The sequence below is a fragment of the Paenibacillus agilis genome (assembly GCF_007786455.1).
GTDB lineage: Bacteria > Bacillota > Bacilli > Paenibacillales > Paenibacillaceae > Paenibacillus_B > Paenibacillus_B agilis.
Genome location: NZ_VNJK01000002.1, coordinates 201606 through 226011, shown reverse-complemented (window position 1 = coordinate 226011; position 24406 = coordinate 201606). Strand labels below are relative to the sequence as shown.

Here is a 24406-nt window from a genome sequence, read left to right as displayed (position 1 = left end):
TTTATGGTGGAAACTCCGAGCACATCGAATTTTATTCGTAATATTATCGTAAATGATTTGAAGGAAGGCAACGTGGACAGCGTCGTTACTCGCTTCCCTCCAGAGCCGAACGGATATTTGCATATTGGTCATGCGAAGTCGATCTGCTTGAACTTTGAACTGGCGAAAGAGTTCAAGGGACGTGTGCATTTGCGCTTCGACGATACGAATCCTTTGAAGGAAGATACTGAGTATGTAGAATCCATCAAGGAAGATGTGAAATGGCTCGGATTTGATTGGGACGCACTTTACTTTGCTTCCGATTATTTCGAAGAAATGTATGCACGCGCTGTTCTTCTTATTAAGAAGGGGAAAGCGTTCGTATGTGACCTTAACGCAGATGAGATGCGTGAAATGCGTGGTACATTGACGCAGCCAGGTAAGAACAGTCCATATCGCGACCGTTCTGTAGAGGAAAACCTTGAGCTGTTCGAGCGTATGCGCAACGGTGAGTTTGGCAATGGTGAAAAAGTACTTCGTGCGAAGATTGATATGGCTTCACCGAACATCAACTTCCGTGATCCCGTTATTTATCGAATTGCACATGCAACGCACCACAATACAGGCGATGCTTGGTGCATCTATCCGATGTATGCCTTCGCTCATCCAATTGAAGATGCGATTGAGAGCGTGACGCATTCGATTTGTACACTGGAGTTCGAAGATCAACGTCCATTTTATGACTGGGTTGTTGCAGAGACAGAAATGGCAAGTACGCCGCATCAGTATGAATTCGCTCGTTTGAACATTACGAATACGGTAATGAGTAAGCGTAAGTTGAAGCAGCTCGTTGATGAAGGTGTTGTTGACGGTTGGGACGATCCGCGTATGCCTACGATTTCTGGTTTGCGCCGTCGTGGCTTTACGCCAGAATCAATTCGTAACTTCTGTCGTGAAATCGGCGTAACGAAGTCTGACAGTACGGTTGACTCCAAGTATCTGGATCACTTCATTCGTGAGGACTTGAAGCTGAAAGCTCCACGTACGATGGGTATTTTACAACCGTTGAAGGTTGTTATTACGAACTATCCAGAAGGACAAGTAGAATGGTTGGATGCAGAAGTAAACCCTGAAGTTCCTGAAATGGGTATGCGCCAAATTCCATTCTCTCGCGAAATTTATATCGAGCAAGATGACTTCATGGAGAATCCGCCAGCGAAATATTTCCGCTTGTTCCCTGGCAATGAAGTGCGTCTAAAGCATGCTTACTTTATTAAGTGCAACGACTTTATTAAGGATGAGAACGGCAACGTAACAGAAATCCACTGTACGTATGATGTAGAAACGAAGTCAGGCAGCGGATTTACTGGTCGTAAAGTAAAAGGGACGATCCACTGGGTTGAAGCGACGCATGCTGTACCAGCGGAGTTCCGTTTATATGAGCCGCTCATTCTTGACGAAACTGAGCAAGAAGCTACAGAAGAGACGACATTCCTTGATCGAATCAACCCAGATTCGATGGTTGTCGAGCAGGGCTTCATTGAGCCGAACTTGAAGGATATTCAACCGCATGACAAGCTGCAATTTTTCCGTCACGGCTACTTCAATGCTGATTCCAAGTACACGAAGGGCGGCAAGATCGTATTTAACTTGATCGTATCGTTGAAGAGCTCCTTCCAATTGCCGAAGAACTAACTATTATTTTACTGAAGAGCCTTTCCCTCCTGCTTTTTTGGTGGAGGAAAGGCTCTTTTTGTATGTTGGAGCGCTTGCGGTATTCCTTGCAGATTTGGTACTTTTCAGCAAAAGATTCATAAATACGACGACTTCTGTATACTTTTAGGGGGAAGGAAGGCACGATAAGAGAAGGAAAATATCAAAACGTAAACACGTTGTAACCCTTCTGCATGGATATTCCGTTATAGTGGTAAGCGCAAAGGAGGATTGAGACTGCATGAACGAGCGTAAAGAACCGTTGGATAGGGATTCTCAGAAAGAGCATGAACCTGTAAATTCAACCCAACCTTCATCCTCTTGGTACAGCCGCTTCTTTGGTTGGGTCAAATCCCATAAACGAAAGATTGCTGCTGTGTTTGGCATGATTTCAATTATTATAATTGGCTTAGGAACTTATCTGGCGATGCATATGGACGAAGCTCCGCTTCCGCATGGATATCGCGTGATGGGCATAGATGCAGGCGGATTGCAGCCTGCTGAAGTATTAACGAAGATGAACGAACAAATTGCTGCGTTTGAAGGGATCACCGTTCAATTTGTGCCAGATCGTACAGATAATAGACTCGATCCTTTAATGGAACAGACTTTTACATTAAAAGAGCTTGGTTTTACATTCAAAAATGAAGAAGCCGTTAATCAGCTGCACCAATGGGAAGAAGGTAACATCGCACATAAATGGAAGCTAGGTCGCGAATTAGCGGAGGAAAGCCTGGATATCGAGACGAGTCTTCATGTGGACCAAATGACGAATGCTGTTCGTAAATCATTCGGGACTACGATTGATCGTGAACCAAAAAATGCGCAAGCCCAATACATAACACCTTTTAAAGTCAAATATGAAGAAGAAGTAGATGGCTGGGAACTGGATGAAGATAAGCTGGAGCAATCACTTATACAGCTTGTGAGTAAATTGAAATCCCATCCAGATACCACACAGACGATGACGGTGCGGATGCCGCTTGTCACGATACCGGCGGATTTGACAGTCAAAACATTGAAAACGCGCAAGCCCAATGCATTGCTTGGTGAATATACAACGTTGATTGCAAATCGCGGGGAAGGCCATGCTCACAACGTACGTGCAAGCGCCAAAGCACTGAATGGTGCCGTTGTTAGTCCTAATCAGCAAATTAGATACAGCGATATTGTAAAGGAGACAGAGGAGCAATACGGGCTGATGATGGCTCCTGTTATAGAGAATGGACGTATGGTAGATGGAATAGGCGGAGGGATATGCCAAACGTCTACGACGATGTATAATGCTGGCTTATTAGCGGGTATGGGAGTAGTGGAACGCAATTCACATTCGCTTCCTGTTCCGTATGTGCCGCTGGGCAGAGATGCAACGTATTCAACAGATGGTCCTGATCTCGTAATGACGAATGAAACGGGAGGAGATGTCGTCTGGACGACTCGTGTGGAGGGCAATCGGTTGAAAGTACAAGTGTACGGTCAACAGCTCCCAGGTATTACGTATGATGTCATTACGGAACAGCGTAATAGCCCTGTATTAAAGATAAGCAATCAAATTACGGATAAAATAGCTCCAGAACAGTCGAGCATTATCGTGGATTCTTATCGTTTGAAGAAGCGGAATGGCGTTGTCGTTAATAAAGAGAGGCTGCCGCAATCGAGATATAAGCTACACCAAGAAGAACGTATAGAGGAAAAAGAGCGATACTAATCAATTTTATAATAAACCCCTTATTACTTTTGAAGTGTAATCCTTACGATGTTCATCGGATAAACCTAGTGCGTTCCAATGATTATGTAAGGCAGCATTTCAGTGTAATAAGGGGTTTTCTATATATAATTAAGCCTGCAGCTCAACGAGAATTTTGGCTTGTGCTTTGTCTGTAATAAGTGTTTGGAAGCCTTCTTCTACGATCTTATCCAGTGGAATTTTCTTTGTAATAATTTGCTTCACATTCATCGTACCGGAAGCAATCATGTCTATTACTTGTGGATAAACGTTGCGATATCCAATGGTTGCAGTCATCTTAGCTTCTTTTATTGTTAACGGATTGATATCAATTGCAATCGGATTAGGGATAATGGATACAATAACAACTTCACCTTGCTTGCGTAAAGAAGCTAAGGCATTGTTCACTGTACTTGCTGCCCCAGCTGCTTCATAAGCAACATCTACGCCACCTGTGTTGGCAAGAATGGATTGTACTGCATCTTCTTTCGTTGCATCGATAACTGCAGTTGCTCCGACCTTAGCGGCCAAGGCAAGACGTTCACTGGAAATATCAACAGCAATGATTTGAGAAGCTCCAGCTGCTTTAGCGGAAATGATAGTCAGAAGTCCGATTGGACCAGCACCAAATACAGCTACTTTATCCCCAACTTTTTGCTGACTTAGCTTCACCGCGTGGAACGCAACAGCAGTAGGTTCGATAAGTGCAGCTTCATCCATTTCAATATGATCAGGCAGCTTATGCAGCATATAAGGATCTACAATTGCATACTCAGCAAATGTACCATTTCCATGCAGACCAATAAATCCAATGTGGTCACACAAGTTCGGATTTCCATCTTTGCAGCTTTGACATTTGCCACAGCGCAGCATTGGTTCAATAGCTACACGGTCACCAGCGGTAAAGCCAGTTACACCTTCTCCGACTTCTACAATAAATCCGGAGCTTTCATGACCTAGTGTAAGCGGTGCCATTTCTCCTGAGACGGGGTGTGGTTCATTGACTTGAACGACATGGCCGTGATAAGCGTGCAAATCACTGCCACAAATTCCTGTCCAAGCTATTTTCACTTTTACTTTTCCAGGACGCACAACAGGTTCATCGATATATTCAACGCGGATATCTTCTTTAGCGTACCATACGGCTGCTTTCATGATGGACAACTCCTTTTATAGCAAATAGGAAGCTCTAATTGTAGTGTAACAAGGCTATTAACTTTAGTATAATTACTACTACTAATAGTTATATAAGTCGTACTAAAGTAAAGGGGACGGTTATGAATTTGGAGCAGCTTCATCATATCGTGGAGACGGCCAAGCTCAAGTCGTTATCCAAAGCATCATCCCATCTGCACATTACGCAATCTGGTTTGAGCCAATCAATCACAGCGCTCGAAAAAGAGCTCGGTGTTTCTTTGTTTCAACGCGGTCGTCATGGTACACAACCTACTGCAGCTGGCGTAGTTATCATTAAGAAGGCAGTACAAATTCTTGATCTTATTGATGAGATTTACGGAGAAGCGCAAGAGCAGACCGAGGCAATCAGTAACCAATTATCTGTTGCAGGTATACCAGGTGTTATGGGGAGCTTCGTAAAGGTAGTTGCTATGTTAAAGAAAAAATATCCTCATATTACAGTTTCACTTTCAGAGCAAGGTACTTTCGATATGATAAGGAATCTGGAAGAAGGAATTGTTGATGCAGCCTTTGTAGCGATGACAGAAGAAATGTTGCGGCAAAATGCTACCCTTCATTTTGAACCTGTGCTAACTGGGGAAATGGTAGTATGCATGAACCGTCATTCCATGCTTGCTTCACACTCAAAAATAACAGTAGAACAATTAAAAACGCAAAAATTTGTTTTGTATGACGACGATTATGTGCATTGGTTCATGGGTGAATTTCAACAACAAGCAGGTAAAGTAGAGGTACTATTTACTACAAAAAATGTAGATGCGATTACCTATGCACTGGCAGAAGGGTTGGCAGTTACAGTGGGACATGATTATTCCTTCTACATGCACCCATTGTTGCAGCAAGGGGAGGTTGTGGCATTAGATTTGGATCACGGATGGCAAGCCCCTGTGGAGTTTGGCTGGTTGATGAGAAGCAAACGTATGTCGATGCTGTTAAAGGAGTTCATGCACCTTTTTAAAGACGAACAGTATTATCCGAATTAAAATCAGTGGAACTAGGCTGATATTTGCATAAAAAAAGGGTTGCCCAGTCAACGAGTGTGACATGCGGGCAACCCTTATCATTTTTTGGACATTTAGATAAATAGCTTCTTATTAAATTTTTATAGAACGCGCTTCGCTCCAACATAAGTCTGTTTAGACCAGCTGGAACCAAGGCTAGAAACCGTAACACCTTTCACTTTCCCAGAGGAAGCGTGAATGTATTGGTTATCTCCAACATAGATACCGATGTGTGTAATACGTGAACCACTCGAAGAGAAGAATACAAGATCTCCTTTTTGAGGGTTTTTAACGTCTACACCGGCATTTTTGTAGATATCATGTGCGGTACGTGGAAGATCCACATTGTGTTTGCCGAATACGTAATTCAAGAATCCAGAGCAGTCAAATCCAGCTGGAGTTGTTCCGCCCCATACGTATGGCACGCCCATGTAGCTGTAAGCTGTGTTAATAACAGCATCTACTTTGTTCAAGTCTTGCTTACTGGATTGGATGGAAACTTCCTTCTTGTTGCGATCTACAGATGGAAGTGTCTTTAAATATTTCGCATCCCAAGTGAACTTTACGCCCATTTCATCAACAAAGAATCGCAATGGAATGTAAGTTGTATTTTTATATATCCAAGGCTTATCCGACATTTTAACCGATTTTCCGTTTACTTTTACCGTAGCGGAATCTGTACGGAATTCGACTGTCGTATCAGCGCTTTTGACAATAATTTTCATATGATTGCTGTTAATGTCAGATGTAGACATCGTCCATCCCATCTTGTTCACGAAATCGCGAACTGGGACGTACATCGTCTCCCCATCTTCCAATACAGGTACTGTATTTGTAAAGGTAAGTTGTTGACCATTGATTGTAATTGAAGCTTTTTTGTCTCCGTCATAGGCGTAAGCTTTCGTTCCGAGCGCGCCATCCGTAAAGAGCATGCATCCGAAGACCGCTCCCGCTAGGAGAACTGTCTTTATTGCCGTTTTCAAATCATCGCCTCCTGTAAGTAACTACATAAGTATTTGGAATTTCGTATCAAGCTGTCGTAACTTATAAATCCGATATCACAAATGCGTGAATGTATGTAAGCAGCATCAGTTATGACAGTTTCTTAATACATTGATTATTGTCTTACAAAATTGTAACCATGTCAAACGGTTAGCCGTATAAAACGATCACCCACATTATGGATAAAGCTTGTAACGCCCGCTGTATTGGGATATTTAGGGGGTGAGGAAAAGATTACAAAACGTTAACAAAGAGGTTTTGCATAAGGTTTTTGCTTGTTTATTTAGTAAATCGTATGGCATTCCTCATTTGTTATATACATATATATCATTTATATTAATACTAGAAAGACAGGCGATAGTCATATTCGTATGCGCTTACATTTAATAAAGAGTAATGCCACTTATCGTATCGAGTGTACGGAGAAAAGAGGCTTTGTTTGATGCTTAAAAGAATCTATCAGACTCATTTTAAACGCAGGTTATTTAATAAATTAATTGTCGTATACTCTTGTATCGCTCTTATATCATTAGTAACGTTATCTCTTTTTACCTATCAATTTTTTGTTCGTAAAGATATGAGCTCGATGCTGCTAGAACAGCAGCGCTCGGTTGATGTGATGAATCGATATTTTGACCAGAAGTACGAGACATCGCAGCTGCTTTTACAGCAGCTTTATCAAGACAACGTTCTGATAAGAGATACGGTATACTTTTTGGAAAATGGCTATGAGTCCTACTTACGCTATCGATTAGATACGTACAGCGAGAGCAATAGCTTCTTTGTGCGGGACTTTCACACGTTCTATGCGAATCAATTTTGGAAAGATTCTGATCTGAAAAATATTGTTCTAGTAAGCCCAAGACAAGGGTTTGCTTTTATGTATAGCGATAACGGTGTTTTCCGCAAAGTGTATCCATGGGAAGTTACTCCCGATCCTCAGTTCCTTCGGGATCGTTATCCAGAGCAGGACAATGAATCAAAGATTTCAGATGAAGATGAAGCACAGGATGCAACGATAGATATCGATAACCCAAATGCATCTCAACACAGCGAGGAGGCAAAGGAACAGGCTCCATTAGAGGCAGACAAAGAGCCATCTGCGCTTCCTTATTTTACGGTAACCAATCGTATTAACAATCCAGATACGCTAACGACATCTGGTGAGATTCTGATCGACTTCGGCATCGATGGCATTCGCCATAGGCTGGTGGATGCTGAGCAGCTTGATTCGGTTATCGTTTTGAACGAGCAGGCTCAAGTCATTTATTTCAATAACAAGAAAATGGCGACCGCCTATGAAAATAATCGAACTGAGCTGCTGGCGATGAAGCGCAATCAACCGTTGAAGTTGAATTTGGATAGTATCGGTGAAACGTATGTAACGTTATCGCAAACGAATAAATTGGGGATGACGGTCATTTCCATGCTTCCATCTCGGGAAGTGACAGATCGGCTGGCAGGTGTGCGAACAACAATCGGTGTAGTGACGGTGCTATGTGTAATTTTAGTCGTTGCAATCGCTTACGTGACTGTGATTCGTATTTCTAGACGGACGCAAGTTATCGTGAAAGCGATGAAGCAAGTACCAGCTGGCAAGCTGGATACACGTATTAACTTCCATCAAGAAGATGAGCTATCTGATATTGCGAATAGCTTCAATCATATGGTGAACGATTTATCGGATTACATTAATCGTGTCTATAAGTCTGAGTTGAAGCAAAAGCATGCCGAGCTTGTGGCATTGCAATCACAGATTAAACCTCACTTCTTATATAACACGCTTGAAGTGATCCGCATGCGGGCTGTAGCAAAAGGCGCGCATGATGTGGGCGATATGATTTATAACTTGGCTTCCATTTTCCGACATATGGTTAAGGATAAGACGCATATTACGCTGCAAGAAGAAATTGAGAACTGTAAACGCTACTTGGAGCTGACGCGTATTCGCTACCGAGACAAGCTGCAATACACAATTGAGATGGATGCTGGCCTTGGCGGTTATCAGGTAATGAAGCTATCCGTACAGCCTATGATTGAGAACTATCTCGTCCATGGTTTGGGCTTGGAGCGGACAGATAATCATATTTGGATTCATGTACTGCGTGAGGAAGAAGAACTCGTTATCCGCATTCGTGACAATGGTTCGGGTATTCCACCTGAGCGTTTGCAGCAGCTGCAAGAAGAATTGAGCAGCGATGATTTGCAGGATCATGGCTCTCTAGGCATTAAAAATGTCCATAACCGGCTTCGAATTCTGTACGGCGATCGGGCTGGGATAGAGATTGACAGTATCTATCAAGAAGGCACAACCGTAACAATACGCATTCCAATAGGCTAGTGACGCACGCATCTGAAGTGGAGGGATACGACATGTTTGAAGTATTTCTAGTAGACGATGAACCGTTCATCATAGAAGGGTTGCAAAGCATTTTAGAATGGAACGATTATGGTTTAACGATTGTAGGTCAGGCTGAAAATGGCGAAACTGCTTGGCAAGCCTTGCAAGAGCGGCCAGTGGATTTGGTTGTAACGGATATTATGATGCCGAAAATGACAGGGCTGCAGCTTATCGAGCGCATGAAGACTGTTCATCCTCATACTCGTTTCATTATTTTGAGCGGGTACAATGAGTTCGGTTATGTGAAGGAAGGCATTAAGCTTGGGGTTGAGAACTACTTGCTGAAGCCGATTAATTTAGAGGAGTTCCGTTCTACACTGGAAACGACCGTACAGAAGATGGAGCAAGCGCGCTCCAGTCAATTGGTGGAGCTGCATAATCGTGATATTTTGCGTGAAAATGTATTATATCGCTGGGTACGGGATCAGATTCATATGGAAGAGCTGCAGCAGCGTGCCGACATGCTAAATTTGCAGTTTAAGCATGCGTATTATTGGACGGTGCTCGTTCGCATGGAAGGCGAATTTGCGACTGAAATGCAACAACTCCAGCAGGAACAGCTATGGCGTGCCGCAAATGAATTTATCCACTCCTACGAATACAGCTTCATTGTGCGTGAATGGGATGGAGAAGTCGTGTTTGTATTCGGCATAGGGGATACACAATCCGATAAAGAACAGCTGCTAGGAACGCTGCGGCAATGGAAGCAAGAGACGGAACAAAAGCTGGGCGGCATTACTCTACAATTGACGACAGGTAGTATTCAGGCTGGCTACACGAAAGCAGCGCAAAGCTATGCTCATGCGAAGCAACTGCAGCCTTATCATCTTGTACGGATGGATGAAATGATATTGGATTACGAGGAAGCGATGCGCTACCGTTCTTCAAGACCAGCTTCCTTGCAGCCTGATGTTGAGTCTTATGTGCGACTGCTGTATGCGAAAAATAGGGAGCAGCTGCATGAGCAATTGGAGCAGGACTTCCTTCATCTGACGGAATCAGATGGGGCGGAGCCACGTGATGTGCGCAACTTTGCGGTTGAGCTGTTAATGGTGTGGAAGCAGTCCATTAAGGAGACGGCTGTTCAGTTGCCCGCCAAGGATATTGACTGGTTCAGTGAGGTCTATCGCCTGCATTCTCTAGATGCGATTAGGGAACATGTAGCGAAAATAGCGGATCATCTAATCGACCTGCTCACGCAGCCGCAGGATATGTCTCCGGTTGTAAAGCAGGTGCTGCAGCATATGGAGGAGCGCTATGCGGAGGAGCTGTCGCTGAAGACGTTAAGTCAGGTGTACAATATTAATCCTGTTTATTTGGGGCAATTGTTCCAAAAAGAAATGAACGGTACGTTTTCGGATTATTTGAACAAGACTCGCATTAAAAATGCAAAGCGTCTATTAGTAGAGACGCACTATCGCATGACCGAAATCGCTGAGAAAGTCGGCTATTGGGATAAAAGCTATTTTTATAAACAGTTCAAAAAGTATGTGGGTACTTCGCCCAAAGAATATCGGGAAATGCGGAGCGGTGTGGAGCAAGAACTCCGTTCCTAACAGCAAGACATTGAATAAGGAACACTTGCTTAATAGAAGGGTGACAACTTGCATTGTAAGCATGCGCTGTGAACATATGGCGTGTGGAACATGCATCGTGTGCGTACATCGTGAACATATGCCGCGAATGTGTTGTTGAGCATTCTACGTAAAGTCGTTGCTGTACGACGCAGCTTGCTCTAACGGTCGCTAATGACGTTATTTTAGTGAAATCGTCCATATTAGAATTTTAACGGTCGCCAGAGAGCCTATTCTAGAAATATTGATGAATGATATCGATAACTCCGAAAAATAGGCTCACTGACAACCGTTACATTTCAAAATAAGTGAATAGAGGCAGATTAGCCTCTGTGGCGACCGTTAGAGCAAGCAAGCAATCATGCTAGGGTATGCATGCAGTGAACATGCGCAGCTTCCTTTTTCACACGGTTCTCTCCACACTATACTAGGCGGCTAGCCGAATACTTAGGCAATCAAGCTCACTTATTTAAAGACAAGAACGTTTAAAGACAAGAATGCGACAACGAAATAGGCATGTTCTACTTTTGAATATTGGATAATCAACAGACGTGATAAAAGGCTTACATAGCTATATGTATTAAGGGTATTCATCAATTTGGTGTCCTAATTATAGCCAATGTAAGCCCTTTCTTTATTTTGTACACCAAATCTAAAGTTTGTTGACTATAGAAAATACATCAGATCCGTTACGCTTAATTTACATTAAAGCAACGGGGGATGAATCGGATGCAAACGATTATGAACAGCTTAAAGAACCTCTATCGCAACCGGATCTTTCTTCTCATGGTACTCCCGGGAGCACTATGGTTCTTGTTCTTCTCCTACCTACCGATGCTCGGAACTGTTATCGCTTTCAAAGATTATCGGATTCATCGAGATGGATTCTTTGCTGGCTTGATGCAGAGTGAATGGGTAGGCTTCGAGAATTTCGAATATTTGTTCAGTACAAATGATGCTTTCTTGATAACACGAAATACAATCTTGTATAACTTTGTGTTTATCATCTTAGGTTTGGTATGTTCGGTCGCAATGGCTATCATCCTGAGCGAGATTGTGAACAAGCGTCTAGCAAAGGTTTATCAAACAGGTATGTTCCTGCCGCACTTCCTGTCTTGGGTTATCGTCAGCTACTTTACATTCAGCTTCTTGAGTGTAGACAAAGGGGTTATGAACCAGATTCTTGCTTGGTTCGGTGCGGAACCTATTTCATGGTACTCCGAGACAAAGTATTGGCCTTACATTTTGACCTTTATGAACATATGGAAAGGCGTCGGTTACTCCAGCGTTGTTTACTTGGCAGCGATTGTTGGTATCGATAAAACGTATTATGAAGCTGCGATGATTGACGGAGCGAGCAAATGGCAGCAAATTCGCCATATTACGCTTCCATCGATTACACCACTGATTACGATTTTGACGCTGCTTGCGATTGGTCGTATTTTCTACGCAGACTTCGGTTTGTTCTATCAAATACCGCGGAACTCTGGTCCGCTGTATCCGGTTACGAACGTTATCGATACGTACGTCTATCGTGGATTGAAGGCGACAGGGGAAATTACGATGAGTACGGCAGCAGGTCTATATCAGTCGTTCATCGGTTTCATTCTCGTCATCACATCGAACTGGATCGTACGTAAATCCAACAAAGACAACGCGTTGTTCTAACGTAGGGAGGACTGACTATGCGCAAGAAAAAACACCGCGACGTCCACCATCTCTCACCAATGATGAATGTGGTGTTCAATATTATCGCAGGCGGATTCGCTTTACTCTGTGTGTTCCCGTTCTTATTCGTTGTCATTATCTCATTTACAGATGAGGCGGCGTTGAACAAAAATGGATATTCCATTTGGCCTGAAAAATGGAGCTTCGCTGCTTATGAGTACATTTTCAAAGCAGGCGATCAATTACTTCGCTCTTATGGGGTAACGATCTTTATTACCATTGTGGGTACGCTTATCAGCTTAGTTACGATTTGTTTGTTCGCTTATGCGATATCTCGGAAGAACTTCAAGTATCGTGGATTCTTCTCCTTTATGGCCTTTTTCACGATGCTATTCAATGGTGGTCTCGTACCAACGTACATGGTAGCTACACAAGTGCTGAACTTGAAAGACAGCATTTGGGCATTGATTCTACCATTGGCGGTAAACGCATTCTACATCTTGATTATGCGTACGTTCTACAGCACTTCGGTTCCAGATGCGATTATCGAATCTGCAAAAATTGACGGTGCGGGCGAGCTAAGAGCGTTTATCACAATCGTATTGCCGATTTCCTTACCAGGTATTGCAACGATTGGATTGTTCTCGACGCTAGGCTATTGGAACGACTGGTTCAATGCTTTGCTCTACATCGACAATCCGAACATCGTTCCATTGCAAGCGATGCTAATGCGAATTGAGAACAGTATGCAGTTCTTGATGAACAATGCTCAGCTAAGTGCATCTGGACAATCGTTGGAACTCATGCGCTCCTTGCCTGCAGAAGCAACGCGAATGGCACTTGTCGTATTGGCAACTGTACCTATCGCTTGTGCGTATCCGTTCTTCCAGCGCTACTTCGTTCAAGGTTTGACGATTGGTGCAGTAAAAGAGTAATGCCGGGTATTCCTGCTCTGGCCACTGAGTGATAGGGGATTCAGGGTCATCGTGGTCAGGGCAGACACCATATATGCAATTCATCACGCTTATACAAAGGGGTTGACAAGAATGGCTAAAGCAAAAAAATTGCTCATGATGACGTTCTGTCTCGTAATGGTCGCTTCTCTTGTTCTCACAGGCTGCGGCAGTAAAAAAGAAGCAACTGGCGGTAGCACAGAAGGCACAGCTGAAAAGCCAGTTGAGCTAATCTGGTATACAATCGGTACTCCACAAAAAGACGTTGACAAAGTAATGGCAAAAGTCAGCGAGTATACGAAAGAAAAGATCGGTGTAACCGTCAAGATGAAAATGTATGATTGGGGCGAGTACAACGAGAAGATGCAAGTAATCGCGAACTCCGGTGAGCCTTACGACATCGCATTCACAGCTTCTTGGGCATTCGACTATGTAACAAACGCGAAAAAAGGTGCTTTCTTAGCGCTTGATGATCTTTTGGCAACAAAAGGCCAAGATATCGCGAAGAACGTTCATCCATCCTTCCTAGAAGGTGCGAAAATCGATGGCAAGACGTATGCAATTCCAGTTAACAAAGAGTTGCCTGCACAGAAAGTTTTCCGCTTCAACAAGAAGGTTGTAGATAAATACGGTATCGACTACAAAAACGTGAAAACGCTTCAAGACCTTGAGCCGATCCTTGCAAAAGTAAAAGCAGGCGAGCCAGGCATGTATCCGCTATCTGCAGATAAGCAGTTCAAATTCGGTTTGAACTATGATTTGATTTCTGAGAACTTGCCAATCGGTGTTGCTTTGACAGATACAAATGAAATGAAACTCGTAAATGTTTTGGAACAGCCGGATACAATGAAAGACTTGGAAACGATGCATGAGTACTACAAAAAAGGTTACCTGAAGAAAGATGCTTCTACTGCATCCAGCGGCGATGAAATGAAAACAGGTAACTGGCTCGTAGACATGCCAGATACACAGCCGTTTGCTGACGCATTGTGGTCTCAATCTATGGGTTATGAAGTTGTTTCTACACCTTACACGAAACCATATGTATACAATTGGTCTGTAATGGGTGCAATGCATGCGGTATCTGCTAACTCTGCATACCCAGAGAAAGCAGTAGAGTTCTTGAACTTGCTGAACTCTGACAAGACGCTTCGCAACATGATCAACCATGGTATCGAAGGCGAGCACTTCAAGCGTATCGATGCAGAAACAATTGAATTCTTGCCTGCTAAGACAGAAGGCTACGATATGCCTGGTTTCACATTGGGTAACTTCTTCCTCTTGGATAAGCTGCCTACAGACCCTAAAGACAAATGGGAGCAATTCGAGAAGTTTAACAATTCTGCTGAAAATGCACCATTGCTTGGATTCCACTTCAACGCGGACAGCGTGAAATCTGAAGTGGCAGCATTGCAAAACGTGAAAGAAGAGTTCTACGCTTCCTTGTTCACAGGTACAGTAGACCCTAAAGTTTACGTTCCTAAAGCAATCGAGAAGTTCAAAGCAGCTGGCTTGGATAAGGTTCAAGCTGAAATGCAAACACAATTGGATGCATGGAAAGCATCCAAAAAATAAGTTTCGATGTGATTGGACGAATCTTTGTCTACTGCAGCATTGACAACAAGAATGAAACATCCGCAGAAGCGAAATGAATAGCCCGATCTATGCAATCAGGTGGAGCATCGGCTTCACCTGATTGTGTCTTATAAGAGCAGCATCTTTTCATTTTTGCCCTAGGAGAGAAGGAGAGAATCGATATGGAACGTCTACCCCAAGCCGTGCTTCGCGTGATGGAAGAAGCATCAACTCGATTAAACGATAATGAGAAATTGAAGCAGTTGTTCCTCAACTGTTTTCCTAATACGTTGAAAACAACGACAAAGCTGCATGAGGATGGCACATCTTATGTATTCACAGGTGACATACCTGCGATGTGGCTGCGCGATTCCAGCGCCCAAGTTCGCCAGTACTTGCCATTGGCGGCAGAGGACGCAGACGTACGCCGCATTATTGCTGGCCTTGTACGTAAGCAGATGAAGTATATTCAGATCGATCCGTATGCTAATGCATTCAATGAGACGCCTGTTCCACTTGAGGAGATTCATCACCGTGATATAACGGAGCTGAATGGCTGGGTATGGGAGCGCAAATACGAGATTGATTCACTTTGCTATCCGATTCAACTTGGATACTTGTACTGGAAAACAACTGGCGACACTTCGTTGTTCGATAGCGAATTCCGCCATGTTGCACATATCATTATGAACTTGTGGACGACAGAGCAGCGTCATTTCGAGCAGTCATCTTATCGTTTCCAGCGCCAAGATTGCCGTCCGACAGATACGTTGAAAAATAATGGCATGGGTATGCCAGTTAACTATACAGGCATGACTTGGTCTGCTTTCCGTCCAAGTGATGATGCATGTACGTTTGGTTATTTGATCCCATCCAATATGTTCGCGGTTGTCGTTCTTCGTTACTTAGAAGAGATTGCACGCGATGTGTATCAGGATGAGCTGTTCGCAGAGAAGGCACGCCGATTGGGCATAGAGATTGATGAAGGCATTCAAGCCTATGGTATCTTCCATCACCCGAAATACGGAAAAGTATACGCTTATGAAACAGACGGGTACGGCAACTATAACTTGATGGATGACGCGAATGTGCCGAGCTTGCTCGCGATTCCGTACCTCGGTTATACGTCAGCAGACGATCCGATTTATCAAAATACAAGAAAGCTTATTTTGAGCGAAGAAAATCCTTACTACTACGCAGGCAAGCAAGCACGCGGTATCGGCAGTCCACATACGCCGAAAGATTACATCTGGCATATTGCTTTGTCGATGCAAGGCTTGACGGCTGCTACAGATGAAGAGATTCAAGAAGTTATCGCAATGCTAGTAGATACAGATGCAGAGCTAGGCTATATGCACGAAGGCTTCCACAAAGACGATGCAAAGCAGTTTACGCGCGAATGGTTCGCTTGGTCGAACAGCTTGTTCTCTGAATTGATCCACCGTGAGTTCTGGTTGAAGAAATAGATTGCAAAATGAAACGCCCTTTTAAGTTGGAGAGGAGAGAGACTTATGACGAAAAAGACGGCTCATATTATTTCCCACACACACTGGGATCGCGAATGGTATATGCCTTATGAATATCATCATGCACTCTTAGTAGAATTGATGGACACGCTGCTAGAAACACTTGAACGTGATCCTAACTATAAGAGCTTCCACCTCGATGGACAGACGATTATGCTGGAGGACTACTTGCAAGTACGTCCAGAAATGAAAGGCAAGCTGGAACAATATATTGCGGAAGAACGCATTCATATCGGACCATGGTACATCCTACAGGACGAGTTCCTGACGAGCAGCGAGGCGAATATTCGTAACTTGCAGATCGGTCACCGTGACACGAAGCAGTATGGCGGCAAAATTTCGAAAGTCGGCTATTTCCCAGATTCCTTCGGTAATATGGGGCAAGCGCCGCAAATTTTGAAGCAAGCTGACATTGATGTTGCGATGTTCGGTCGCGGTGTTAAGCCAACAGGCTTCAACAACCAAGTGTCTGAAGATGCATCTTACGAGTCACCATTCTCTGAAATGATCTGGCAGTCTCCAGATGGTTCCCGTGTCATCGGCATTCTGTTTGCGAACTGGTACTGCAACGGTATGGAAGTACCTGTAGATGAAGCACAAGCAGTAGCTTATTGGGAGAAACGCATTCCAGACGCGGAGAAATTCGCTTCGACGAATCACTTGTTGTTTATGAACGGTTGTGACCATCAGCCGATCCAGACGGATCTTTCGCAAGCGATCGAAGTAGCTAAAAAATTGTTCCCTGACGTAGACTTCGTGCACTCCAACTTTAACGAGTATGTAGACCGTGTGCGTGAGGAATTGCCTGAGAACTTGAAGACAGTAGAAGGCGAATTGCGCAGTCAGCGTACAGATGGCTGGTACACCTTGGTGAATACGGCTTCTTCTCGTTTGTATTTGAAGCAAATGAATGCAGATAACCAGACGCTGTTGGAAAAAGTAGCAGAGCCGTTGGCGGCATTTGCTCATCAAGCAGGTAAGCCTTATCCGCATCATTTGTTCGTCTATGCATGGAAGACATTGATGCAGAATCATCCGCATGACAGCATTTGCGGCTGCTCCGTCGATGAGGTTCATCGTGAAATGGTGACTCGGTTTGAGAAGTCCAAGCATATGACAGAAATGATCGTGAACGAGTCGTTGGATTCCTTGCTACCGCAAATCGATACGACGGCATTTGAAGGCAAGCGTGCAGTACCGTTTACGGTGTTTAACACATCTGGTTATGAGCGCAGTGGGGTTGTCGAAGTAACGCTTGAATTGAAGCGTCGCTATTTCAGCGAAGCGCATCCAACAGTGTTGGCGGCAGAAATGAAGCCAGAGCCGATTGAGCCAGGCGTAGTTATTGATTCGAATGGCAACGCGATCGATTGCGAGTGGGAGGATGCAGGCGTGATGTTCGGCTATGACCTGCCGAAGGATAAGTTCCGTCAGCCGTATATGGCACGCATTATCAAAGTACGCGTGCAGGCGCAGCATATTCAAGCGTTCGGATACAAGACGTTGGCGTGGGTACCTGTTACAGAAGCGGGTGCAGCAGCAACAGCAGAGGCTTCTAGCCTCGTTACAGGCGAGTTCGCGCTGGAAAACGAATTCCTGCAAGCAGAAGTTCAATCGGACGGTGCATTGAAGCTGACGGATAAACGAACAGGGCACGTGTACGATGGCCTTAACGTCTACGAAGACGCGGGTGACATCGGCAACGAGTACATGTTCCGTATGCCGCAAGGCTCTACACCGTTAACGACGAAGGATGTTCAGGCGGAGCGTAAGCTAATCGAGAATACAGCATTCCGTGCGGTAATCGAAGTGAAGCACAACTGGAGCATCCCGGTATCCGCGGATGAAACGCTGAAGCAAGAAATGCTGGACGTCGTGGACTTCCCGAAACGTACGGCACAGCGTTCTACAGAGATGGTGCCATTCGTGATCGTCACACGCTATACGTTGGATCGCGGTGCAAAGCGTGTGGACGTAAACGTGACGATGGAGAATCAATCGAAGGATCATCGTGTACGTGCTTTGTTCCCAACAGGATTTACAGCGGAAACGCATGTGGCGGATTCTATCTTCGAAGTGGCACGCCGCAACAACGTGCCAGAACAAGAATGGCAGAACCCAAGCAACGATCAGCACCAGCAAGCATTCGTCAGCGTAAGCGACGGCGCGCATGGGTTGACGGTTGCGAACATCGGTCTATGCGAATACGAAGTATCGCAGGACAATAAAAATACGATTGCGGTTACGCTGCTTCGCTCTTCGGGCGAGCTTGGCGACTGGGGCTACTTCCCGACGCCAGAAGCGCAGTGCCTTGGCACGAATACCGCTTCCTACAGCATCATCCCGCATGCGGGCGATGTAGTGGCGTCCGGTGCCTATGCGGAAGCTTACAGCTTCCCAGTGCCTTTCCTCGTGCGTCAAACGGACGTGCACGAAGGCCGCTTCGCGGCAGACCACGCCTTCATGGCATGGGAAGGCGAAGGTGTCGCGTTCTCTTCCTTGAAGATGGCGGAAGAGACCGGCGACATGGTCGCGCGCTGGTACAACCTTGCGCACGAACCGCGCGCGCTTAGCGTAACGCTGCCAGCAGCAGCGAGCGGGTTCTACCGCTCGGACGTGCTGGAGCGCGCAGGCGAAGCAATTGCCAGCGTAGACGCGCAGCGCGCTAACATGGATCTCGGCGCAGCGGAAATCTTTACGCTCGGCATGAAATAATTAAAAAGGTTGGCTGCTCTCTGTATGCTCGCAGAGAAGCAGCCAGTCTTTTTTATATGCGAAGTGGTAATGGAATGAATAAGCTTAATAGGTATTTCATCCGTTTTTCTAATTGGATATAATTACTCTAAAATAGAGTGGATTGGAGTTGGTGTGTTGCGGTTTAAGATGCTTTTTAAGAAAGAACTGATTACGGCGCTCATATCTAGTTTGCTCGCTTGTCCATTACTAGCTTGGATGCACGATATCAATCAAGGAACGAATTATCATTCACTCGATTTGAACTATTCCTATAGTAGTCTTGTATTTATTTACTTCATATTTGCTACCCCATTCTTTCTTCTGACGGGTGTGCCTACCTCCATTGCATTAACTTCAATGATTCAAAAGCTAACATACTCTTCTTTTATAAAATATGCGATCGGTAGTTTATGTTTCTTTTTGTCTGGTGTAGTTGTTTATTGGGCTTATATTGCTGCTGCTTTAGTGATCTCTAGAAACGGCGTTACCTTTAATAATGTTCTATTTTATATGCTTGCTTTTAGCTTTTCTGCACTTTTTTATTTTCATGTAGGTTTAGTTGTGAAGCGGTTTGTTAGATCAAGTTAGCAATTCAATGGTAGATAATTTGGTGATTCATATTGTATAAATCTTTTTGCAAATAAGGAGGTTCTTTTATGAAGGTAAAAAGAACAACAATGAGGTTAGTTATGGGGCTGCTAACTGCGTTTGTTATTTTAACGGTTGGATTCGATACAAAAGGGGAAGCAGCTGCACTACCATCAAAGTATGTACTATCGGTAGTTGGGCAAAACATAAGCACTTCTCACGTATATGTAAATGACGGAAAGAGCTATGTGTCGTTACGAGCGTTAACTGAGAAGCTACAGACAAAAATTAGTTATACAAAGCGTTCTGAGCTGTACGATTATCATCAGTATGAGTTTAGTTTCAATGAAGAGCGAGTAATGGTCTGGGGCAACGAGCACCGTGGCTTCTGGATTCAATCGCGTCCTGTGGGTCAAGATATTGGTCCTCATGATAAGAAGATCTATGAGCCCGAACAAATTTGTGTGCAGGAATCCGATGTTTGCAAAGTGGATAAGAAGCGGTATCGCGGCCCTATCCTTGTGAAAGGAACGCTGTATGTGCCTATTCGTGAGATTGCTCAAGCATTAGAGCTGGAGGTCACAGTGAAAAAAACGGATGGACAAACGAGGATTGATTTAGCAAGTGCATAATCGAGAAAAATAACTGCACATTTGCCCTTATGTATCTCAAAATGATGATTTCTACTTAAAATAGCTGCACTTTTGTCCGCACGAAGGAGAAGTCGGTGATCCAACGAAGCAACTTTGTGCAAGCTCGAACATGAATCTTAAAGTTGGATAAATTTTTACCAAAAGTAGTTCATATGAGAAACATTTGTTAATTCTAACGCGTAAATCATGATATAATGAGACAAGCACAAAAAGGGCCATAAGGGCGCGGTCGGCTAGCTTCCCCAGAGGGAGGTGATGCCCCATGTCAGTGTACGAAGCGCTTACGCTTATGATAAGCTTTGGGACGCTTCTCATCGCGCTGATATCCGTCAATAAACGGAAATAGACCGCCCCCCGCAAAGGTTCGGTCTATTTCTGTACCGGTGCTTATTGCAGCCGACCGCTCTTATTGCGGTGTTGTGCCGGAGCCATGTTGACGCATGGCTCTCTTTTCTATGATTATTATAACCTCAAGGATTTATTCCGTAAACCTACGAAATGGTGAAAATCGACAGCACAAAATCCCCTGTCCTATGAGTAGGATAAGGGGTGTTTCGTGTATCAAACGAAATTGGCGCAATTGTATACGGTAAACAGCTTATTTCTGACAATGGCATATGCATTTCTTCGTATTTTGTCTATTCGTATGCTATTAACGACTGATAGCTCAATAACTTCGCTCATTATTGCCACTTGCCGCCCTCCACAATAACATCGTTGGGATCTACATCAGGTCCGAGTTCGCTGCGTAAATACTGATTGTAGAGCTTTAGCAGATACTTTTCCTCGCCGAGCTTGGCCAGCTCTTGATTTACCCATTCTCGCAGCTCGTCATTGCCCTTCTGCACCGCTGGAGCGATTGGGGCCTCTTTTTCCAACTTATCTGTAAGTACGGTATAGCCCGTATTTTTGCGTGCCCATGCATAAAGGATTATGTTGTCCTGTGCATAGCCATCTCCGCGGCCATCTTTGAGCGCTTGCAGCGACTCGGTATTTTTATCGAACTTGATGAGCTCAACATCTGGATTGTTTTTCGTCAAATAAATATCAGCGGTCGTCCCTTTTGTAACGATGATCTTCTTTCCCTTAATGTCTGCTAACGATTGAATGCCGCTCTTATCGCTAACGATTAGCTGAGTAGCTACCTTTAAGTTTGGATTTGTAAAATCAACGGCTTGCTTACGTTCTTCGGTAACGGTCATATTAGCGAGAATAAGATCAACCTTGCCGCTTTGCAAATAAGGTACTCGGCTAGCTGGCTCTACGGTTACAAATTCAATTTTTGATTCCTCGCCAAGCAAATCTTTGGCAAACCGCTTTGCAAGGTCGGTATCGAAGCCGACATAGCTGCCTTTCTCATCCACGAAGCCGAATGGAGGTTTATCGGTAAAAATACCAACGATCAGCTTGCCACGGTCTTTGATTTGCTGCAAAGATCCACTCGCTTTCGATCCTGCCGTATTCGATTTGTCAGTCGCAGTATCTTGCCCGTTAGACGGCTTGTCGCTCTGTCCGCCGCAACCTGCCAATAACGTTGTTACAAGTAGGATTGCCGCAAGTACGGTCACGAATGAATGAAATGTTCTTTTCATATGACATCTCTCCCTTTCCATGTCTCTATCTCATAAAATTGCTGCAAAAATCGCTTGGCGCGATCCGTTTGCGGCTCTGAGAAGAAGCTTTTCGGATTTCCTTGCTCGATAATGGATCCTTTATCCATAAACACAATTCGGTCTGCAACAGCACGGGCGAAGCCCATCTCATGTGTGACGATAATCATCGTCATCCCTTCTCGTGCCAGCTGAAGCATGACTTCAAGCACTTCCTTCACCATTTCTGGATCAAGGGCGGCGGTTACCTCATCGAATAGCATGACTTCTGGATTCATGCACAGGGCGCGAACAATCGCGATACGCTGCTGTTGACCGCCTGATAGCTCGCGTGGATAACTATCTCGCTTGTCGAGCAAGCCGATACGTTCAAGAAGCTCTTCTGCTTGCGCAAGGGCTTCAGCTTTACTGCGCTTCTGTACCTTTAGGGGGCCGAGTAAAATATTATCGATCACTTTCATATGAGGGAATAGATGATAGCTTTGAAACACCATTCCGATGCGCTCGCGTACAGCCTGCCATTGTCGGCCTTTGGGCGTAAGCTCCAGCTCATTGAAACGAATGCTTCCCTCATCTATGAGCTCCAGTCCGTTCAGGCAGCGAAGCAGCGTGCTTTTGCCGCAGCCGCTCGGACCGAGAATGACGGTGACTTCGCCTCGTTGGACGGTGAGGTGAATATTTTTCAGGACAACTTGTTTGTGAAATGACTTGCCGACATTCATCAGCTTCAAAATGGGTTTAGAAGCAGCGGTATGTGTCATTAATCTGTTCCTTTCTCTCTATTCTCTATAACAAGCAACGAGGTTAGTTCGATTTGGAAGGTACATAGTTTCTAGGTACATTTCTAGGTACACATAACAGAGATTTCATTTTCATATTTTTATACTGTCATATTAGGTCATGCGCTTTTCCAGCTTGCGCGACAGGACAGACAAGGGATAGCAAAGCAAGAAGTAGAAGACGAACAAACTTCCGTAAATCATTACGGCTTCACCAGTCCGCTCAATAATTTGCTGTCCAGCCTTAACGACTTCGGTTACTCCAATGAGCACTGTCAGTGAAGTCGTCTTAATAATCCTCGTATACACATTGATAGATGGCGGTATCATTCGGCGCAGCGCTTGTGGAAAGAGAATGTATTGATAGAGCTGGATCGTGCTGAGACCAATCGAACGCCCAGCATCACGTTGTCCGCGAGCGATAGATTGAAAGGCCCCACGTGCTACTTCGCCAATCTCTGTAATACCCCACAGCGAAAGGACAAGTACGGCACATGTAAAGCTGGATAAGTGAACATTGAAAAATAGCGGTAGACCAAAATAAACGAAGAACAGCCAAACTAGAATCGGTATGGAACGGAACAGCTCCAAATAGAAGCGGGTCAGTAGGTTTAGCCATAGTAAACCGATCGTTTGCAGTGCCCCGAACAGGATGCCGCCGATAGTACTTAAGATAATGCTGTAAAAGGCGATCAGCAGCGTTTGGATGAATCCTTTTACGAGCTGTGGCATGGATTGTAGGAGCAATTCAAGTCCCGATAGTTCCATGCTGGCACCTCCTCTCAACCCAAGAGAGCAAAAATGAAAGCGGCAGGAACAGCAGGAGGTAAATCGCAGTCATCATGATTAGCATTTCGTATGTTTTGTAATAGAGCGCAATATAGCTTGTTGTCGTATATAAAATTTCAGGAATCGCGATAGCGGAGACGACCGTCGTTTCTTTGAGTAAAAATATAAAGTTGGCAAATAAAGCAGGGGTGCTTATGCGTAAGGCTTGTGGAAAAATGATGTAGCGGAACAGTTGGGCTCTACTTAAGCCAATCGCTAATCCAGATTCCTCTTGGCCTGCAGGTACGGCGTCTATGCCCGAGCGGATCACTTCTGTTAAATAGCCAGCCCCTAAGAAAGTCATCGCGATAATCGCAGTATCATAGTTGGACAGCTTAATCTCAAGTGAGGGCAGAGCAAAATACAAAAAGAATAACTGGATGAGCAGCGGCGTGTTGCGGGCTATTTCCACATGGATACGGACAAGCGTGGTTATGACAGGAACACGGTTATACAAAATAACGTTATACATGCTCGCAATGAGCAGGGAGGCAGCAATAACGATAGCTGCGATCTCAACGGTGAGCAAAGCGGCTTGGATAAAGTCAGGGATACGATCGATCATGAAGGTAGTATCAAGCTTCATCTTCTCACCTCATAGGATAGTGAATCGGTTCCTACTCCCGCGCGCTCCTGCGACGACGAGGGAGGGTGCGGGGACAGGAGTATGCTGCAGGGTAGGAACCTTGGCTGGACATTCCTTCGCAAGAAGGGTATAAAAAAAGCCCGTATTCCAACTAGGGATGCGTGGGGTGCATCCTAGCGTAAGAATAGGGCTTCCGTCCGTACGGTCAGCTATATCGTATTCAAATCATTGAATCTAATACTAATATTTCCACTATATTATTTCATAGTAAACCAACTTGTCAACTGGGTTATTGATAAACATTCGTATAT

Annotated in this window: 19 protein-coding genes; 13 read left to right on the top strand and 6 right to left on the bottom strand. The window is 44.5% G+C overall.

The features are described from left to right. Positions 1 to 3: 3 nt before the first annotated feature. Complete coding sequence (locus FPZ44_RS17405) at positions 4 to 1674, top strand: glutamine--tRNA ligase/YqeY domain fusion protein (protein ID WP_144992166.1); 1671 nt, start codon at positions 4 to 6, stop codon at positions 1672 to 1674. A gap of 259 nt (positions 1675 to 1933) precedes the next feature. Continuing rightward, positions 1934 to 3400, top strand: coding sequence for a VanW family protein (locus FPZ44_RS17400; protein ID WP_144992164.1), 1467 nt, complete (start codon positions 1934 to 1936; stop codon positions 3398 to 3400). A 129-nt stretch (positions 3401 to 3529) separates the two neighbouring features. Here FPZ44_RS17400 and FPZ44_RS17395 read toward each other — a convergent pair whose 3' ends face one another. Next, positions 3530 to 4573: a 2,3-butanediol dehydrogenase gene (locus FPZ44_RS17395; RefSeq protein WP_144992162.1), complete on the bottom strand. Its 1044-nt coding sequence runs from the start codon at positions 4571 to 4573 to the stop codon at positions 3530 to 3532. 122 nt (positions 4574 to 4695) lie between these two features. Here FPZ44_RS17395 and FPZ44_RS17390 point away from each other — a divergent pair, with 122 nt between their 5' ends. Further along, positions 4696 to 5598 carry a LysR family transcriptional regulator gene (locus FPZ44_RS17390; RefSeq protein WP_144992160.1) on the top strand — a complete coding sequence of 301 codons (903 nt, stop codon included), beginning with the start codon at positions 4696 to 4698 and terminating at the stop codon, positions 5596 to 5598. 119 nt (positions 5599 to 5717) lie between these two features. Here the strand turns inward: FPZ44_RS17390 and FPZ44_RS17385 are convergent, their stop codons facing one another. Beyond that, a complete protein-coding gene (locus tag FPZ44_RS17385) occupies positions 5718 to 6599 on the bottom strand; it encodes a C40 family peptidase (protein WP_144992158.1) in 882 nt (293 codons plus the stop codon). Between the two features lie 461 nt (positions 6600 to 7060). Between FPZ44_RS17385 and FPZ44_RS17380 the strand changes: the two genes are divergently transcribed. The 10 genes from FPZ44_RS17380 to FPZ44_RS27165 all read left to right on the top strand — a co-directional run bounded on the left by FPZ44_RS17380 (position 7061) and on the right by FPZ44_RS27165 (position 20638). Then, positions 7061 to 8959 (top strand): sensor histidine kinase, encoded by a 1899-nt coding sequence (locus FPZ44_RS17380; RefSeq protein WP_144992156.1) that lies wholly within the window; start codon positions 7061 to 7063, stop codon positions 8957 to 8959. 32 nt (positions 8960 to 8991) lie between these two features. Then, on the top strand, positions 8992 to 10575 hold the full coding sequence (locus FPZ44_RS17375; RefSeq protein ID WP_144992155.1) for a response regulator transcription factor: 1584 nt from the start codon (positions 8992 to 8994) through the stop codon (positions 10573 to 10575). 738 nt (positions 10576 to 11313) lie between these two features. Continuing rightward, positions 11314 to 12261, top strand: coding sequence for an ABC transporter permease (locus FPZ44_RS17370; RefSeq protein WP_418789184.1), 948 nt, complete (start codon positions 11314 to 11316; stop codon positions 12259 to 12261). Positions 12262 to 12278: 17 nt separating this feature from the next. Further along, the gene (locus FPZ44_RS17365) at positions 12279 to 13196 is read left to right on the top strand and encodes a carbohydrate ABC transporter permease (RefSeq protein ID WP_144992150.1); all 918 of its coding nucleotides are present in this window, start codon (positions 12279 to 12281) and stop codon (positions 13194 to 13196) included. A gap of 111 nt (positions 13197 to 13307) precedes the next feature. Next, positions 13308 to 14789: an ABC transporter substrate-binding protein gene (locus FPZ44_RS17360; RefSeq protein WP_144992148.1), complete on the top strand. Its 1482-nt coding sequence runs from the start codon at positions 13308 to 13310 to the stop codon at positions 14787 to 14789. A 182-nt stretch (positions 14790 to 14971) separates the two neighbouring features. Further along, positions 14972 to 16255, top strand: coding sequence for a glycoside hydrolase family 125 protein (locus FPZ44_RS17355; RefSeq protein WP_144992146.1), 1284 nt, complete (start codon positions 14972 to 14974; stop codon positions 16253 to 16255). A gap of 45 nt (positions 16256 to 16300) precedes the next feature. After that, entirely contained in the window at positions 16301 to 19030 is a 2730-nt protein-coding gene (locus FPZ44_RS17350; protein ID WP_144992144.1) for an alpha-mannosidase, read from the top strand. A gap of 156 nt (positions 19031 to 19186) precedes the next feature. After that, complete coding sequence (locus FPZ44_RS17345; RefSeq protein WP_144992142.1) at positions 19187 to 19639, top strand: hypothetical protein; 453 nt, start codon at positions 19187 to 19189, stop codon at positions 19637 to 19639. A 68-nt stretch (positions 19640 to 19707) separates the two neighbouring features. Continuing rightward, complete coding sequence (locus FPZ44_RS17340; protein WP_144992140.1) at positions 19708 to 20271, top strand: hypothetical protein; 564 nt, start codon at positions 19708 to 19710, stop codon at positions 20269 to 20271. Between the two features lie 283 nt (positions 20272 to 20554). Next, positions 20555 to 20638 carry a putative holin-like toxin gene (locus tag FPZ44_RS27165; protein ID WP_222429819.1) on the top strand — a complete coding sequence of 28 codons (84 nt, stop codon included), beginning with the start codon at positions 20555 to 20557 and terminating at the stop codon, positions 20636 to 20638. Positions 20639 to 20975: 337 nt separating this feature from the next. Here the strand turns inward: FPZ44_RS27165 and FPZ44_RS17335 are convergent, their stop codons facing one another. The 4 genes from FPZ44_RS17335 to FPZ44_RS17320 all read right to left on the bottom strand — a co-directional run bounded on the left by FPZ44_RS17335 (position 20976) and on the right by FPZ44_RS17320 (position 24095). Then, a complete protein-coding gene (locus FPZ44_RS17335) occupies positions 20976 to 21884 on the bottom strand; it encodes a transporter substrate-binding domain-containing protein (protein ID WP_144992138.1) in 909 nt (302 codons plus the stop codon). Beyond that, complete coding sequence (locus FPZ44_RS17330; protein ID WP_144992136.1) at positions 21881 to 22663, bottom strand: amino acid ABC transporter ATP-binding protein; 783 nt, start codon at positions 22661 to 22663, stop codon at positions 21881 to 21883. The genes FPZ44_RS17335 and FPZ44_RS17330 overlap by 4 nt, the downstream gene beginning before the upstream one ends. 132 nt (positions 22664 to 22795) lie before the next feature. Further along, positions 22796 to 23449 carry an amino acid ABC transporter permease gene (locus tag FPZ44_RS17325; protein WP_144992134.1) on the bottom strand — a complete coding sequence of 218 codons (654 nt, stop codon included), beginning with the start codon at positions 23447 to 23449 and terminating at the stop codon, positions 22796 to 22798. Beyond that, positions 23430 to 24095: an amino acid ABC transporter permease gene (locus tag FPZ44_RS17320; protein ID WP_144992132.1), complete on the bottom strand. Its 666-nt coding sequence runs from the start codon at positions 24093 to 24095 to the stop codon at positions 23430 to 23432. The genes FPZ44_RS17325 and FPZ44_RS17320 overlap by 20 nt, the downstream gene beginning before the upstream one ends. Positions 24096 to 24406 lie beyond the last annotated feature (311 nt).

Excerpts from the sequence above, each read along its gene's own strand:
- FPZ44_RS17405 (WP_144992166.1), top strand. The coding sequence starts at position 4 with ATGGTGGAAACTCCGAGCACATCGAATTTTATTCGTAATATTATCGTA.
- FPZ44_RS17400 (WP_144992164.1), top strand. The coding sequence starts at position 1,934 with ATGAACGAGCGTAAAGAACCGTTGGATAGGGATTCTCAGAAAGAGCAT.
- FPZ44_RS17395 (WP_144992162.1), bottom strand. The coding sequence starts at position 4,573 with ATGAAAGCAGCCGTATGGTACGCTAAAGAAGATATCCGCGTTGAATAT.
- FPZ44_RS17390 (WP_144992160.1), top strand. The coding sequence starts at position 4,696 with ATGAATTTGGAGCAGCTTCATCATATCGTGGAGACGGCCAAGCTCAAG.
- FPZ44_RS17380 (WP_144992156.1), top strand. The coding sequence starts at position 7,061 with ATGCTTAAAAGAATCTATCAGACTCATTTTAAACGCAGGTTATTTAAT.
- FPZ44_RS17375 (WP_144992155.1), top strand. The coding sequence starts at position 8,992 with ATGTTTGAAGTATTTCTAGTAGACGATGAACCGTTCATCATAGAAGGG.
- FPZ44_RS17370 (WP_418789184.1), top strand. The coding sequence starts at position 11,314 with ATGAATCGGATGCAAACGATTATGAACAGCTTAAAGAACCTCTATCGC.
- FPZ44_RS17365 (WP_144992150.1), top strand. The coding sequence starts at position 12,279 with ATGCGCAAGAAAAAACACCGCGACGTCCACCATCTCTCACCAATGATG.
- FPZ44_RS17360 (WP_144992148.1), top strand. The coding sequence starts at position 13,308 with ATGGCTAAAGCAAAAAAATTGCTCATGATGACGTTCTGTCTCGTAATG.
- FPZ44_RS17355 (WP_144992146.1), top strand. The coding sequence starts at position 14,972 with ATGGAACGTCTACCCCAAGCCGTGCTTCGCGTGATGGAAGAAGCATCA.
- FPZ44_RS17350 (WP_144992144.1), top strand. The coding sequence starts at position 16,301 with ATGACGAAAAAGACGGCTCATATTATTTCCCACACACACTGGGATCGC.
- FPZ44_RS17340 (WP_144992140.1), top strand. The coding sequence starts at position 19,708 with ATGAAGGTAAAAAGAACAACAATGAGGTTAGTTATGGGGCTGCTAACT.
- FPZ44_RS27165 (WP_222429819.1), top strand. The coding sequence starts at position 20,555 with ATGTCAGTGTACGAAGCGCTTACGCTTATGATAAGCTTTGGGACGCTT.
- FPZ44_RS17335 (WP_144992138.1), bottom strand. The coding sequence starts at position 21,884 with ATGAAAAGAACATTTCATTCATTCGTGACCGTACTTGCGGCAATCCTA.
- FPZ44_RS17330 (WP_144992136.1), bottom strand. The coding sequence starts at position 22,663 with ATGACACATACCGCTGCTTCTAAACCCATTTTGAAGCTGATGAATGTC.
- FPZ44_RS17325 (WP_144992134.1), bottom strand. The coding sequence starts at position 23,449 with ATGGAACTATCGGGACTTGAATTGCTCCTACAATCCATGCCACAGCTC.
- FPZ44_RS17320 (WP_144992132.1), bottom strand. The coding sequence starts at position 24,095 with ATGAAGCTTGATACTACCTTCATGATCGATCGTATCCCTGACTTTATC.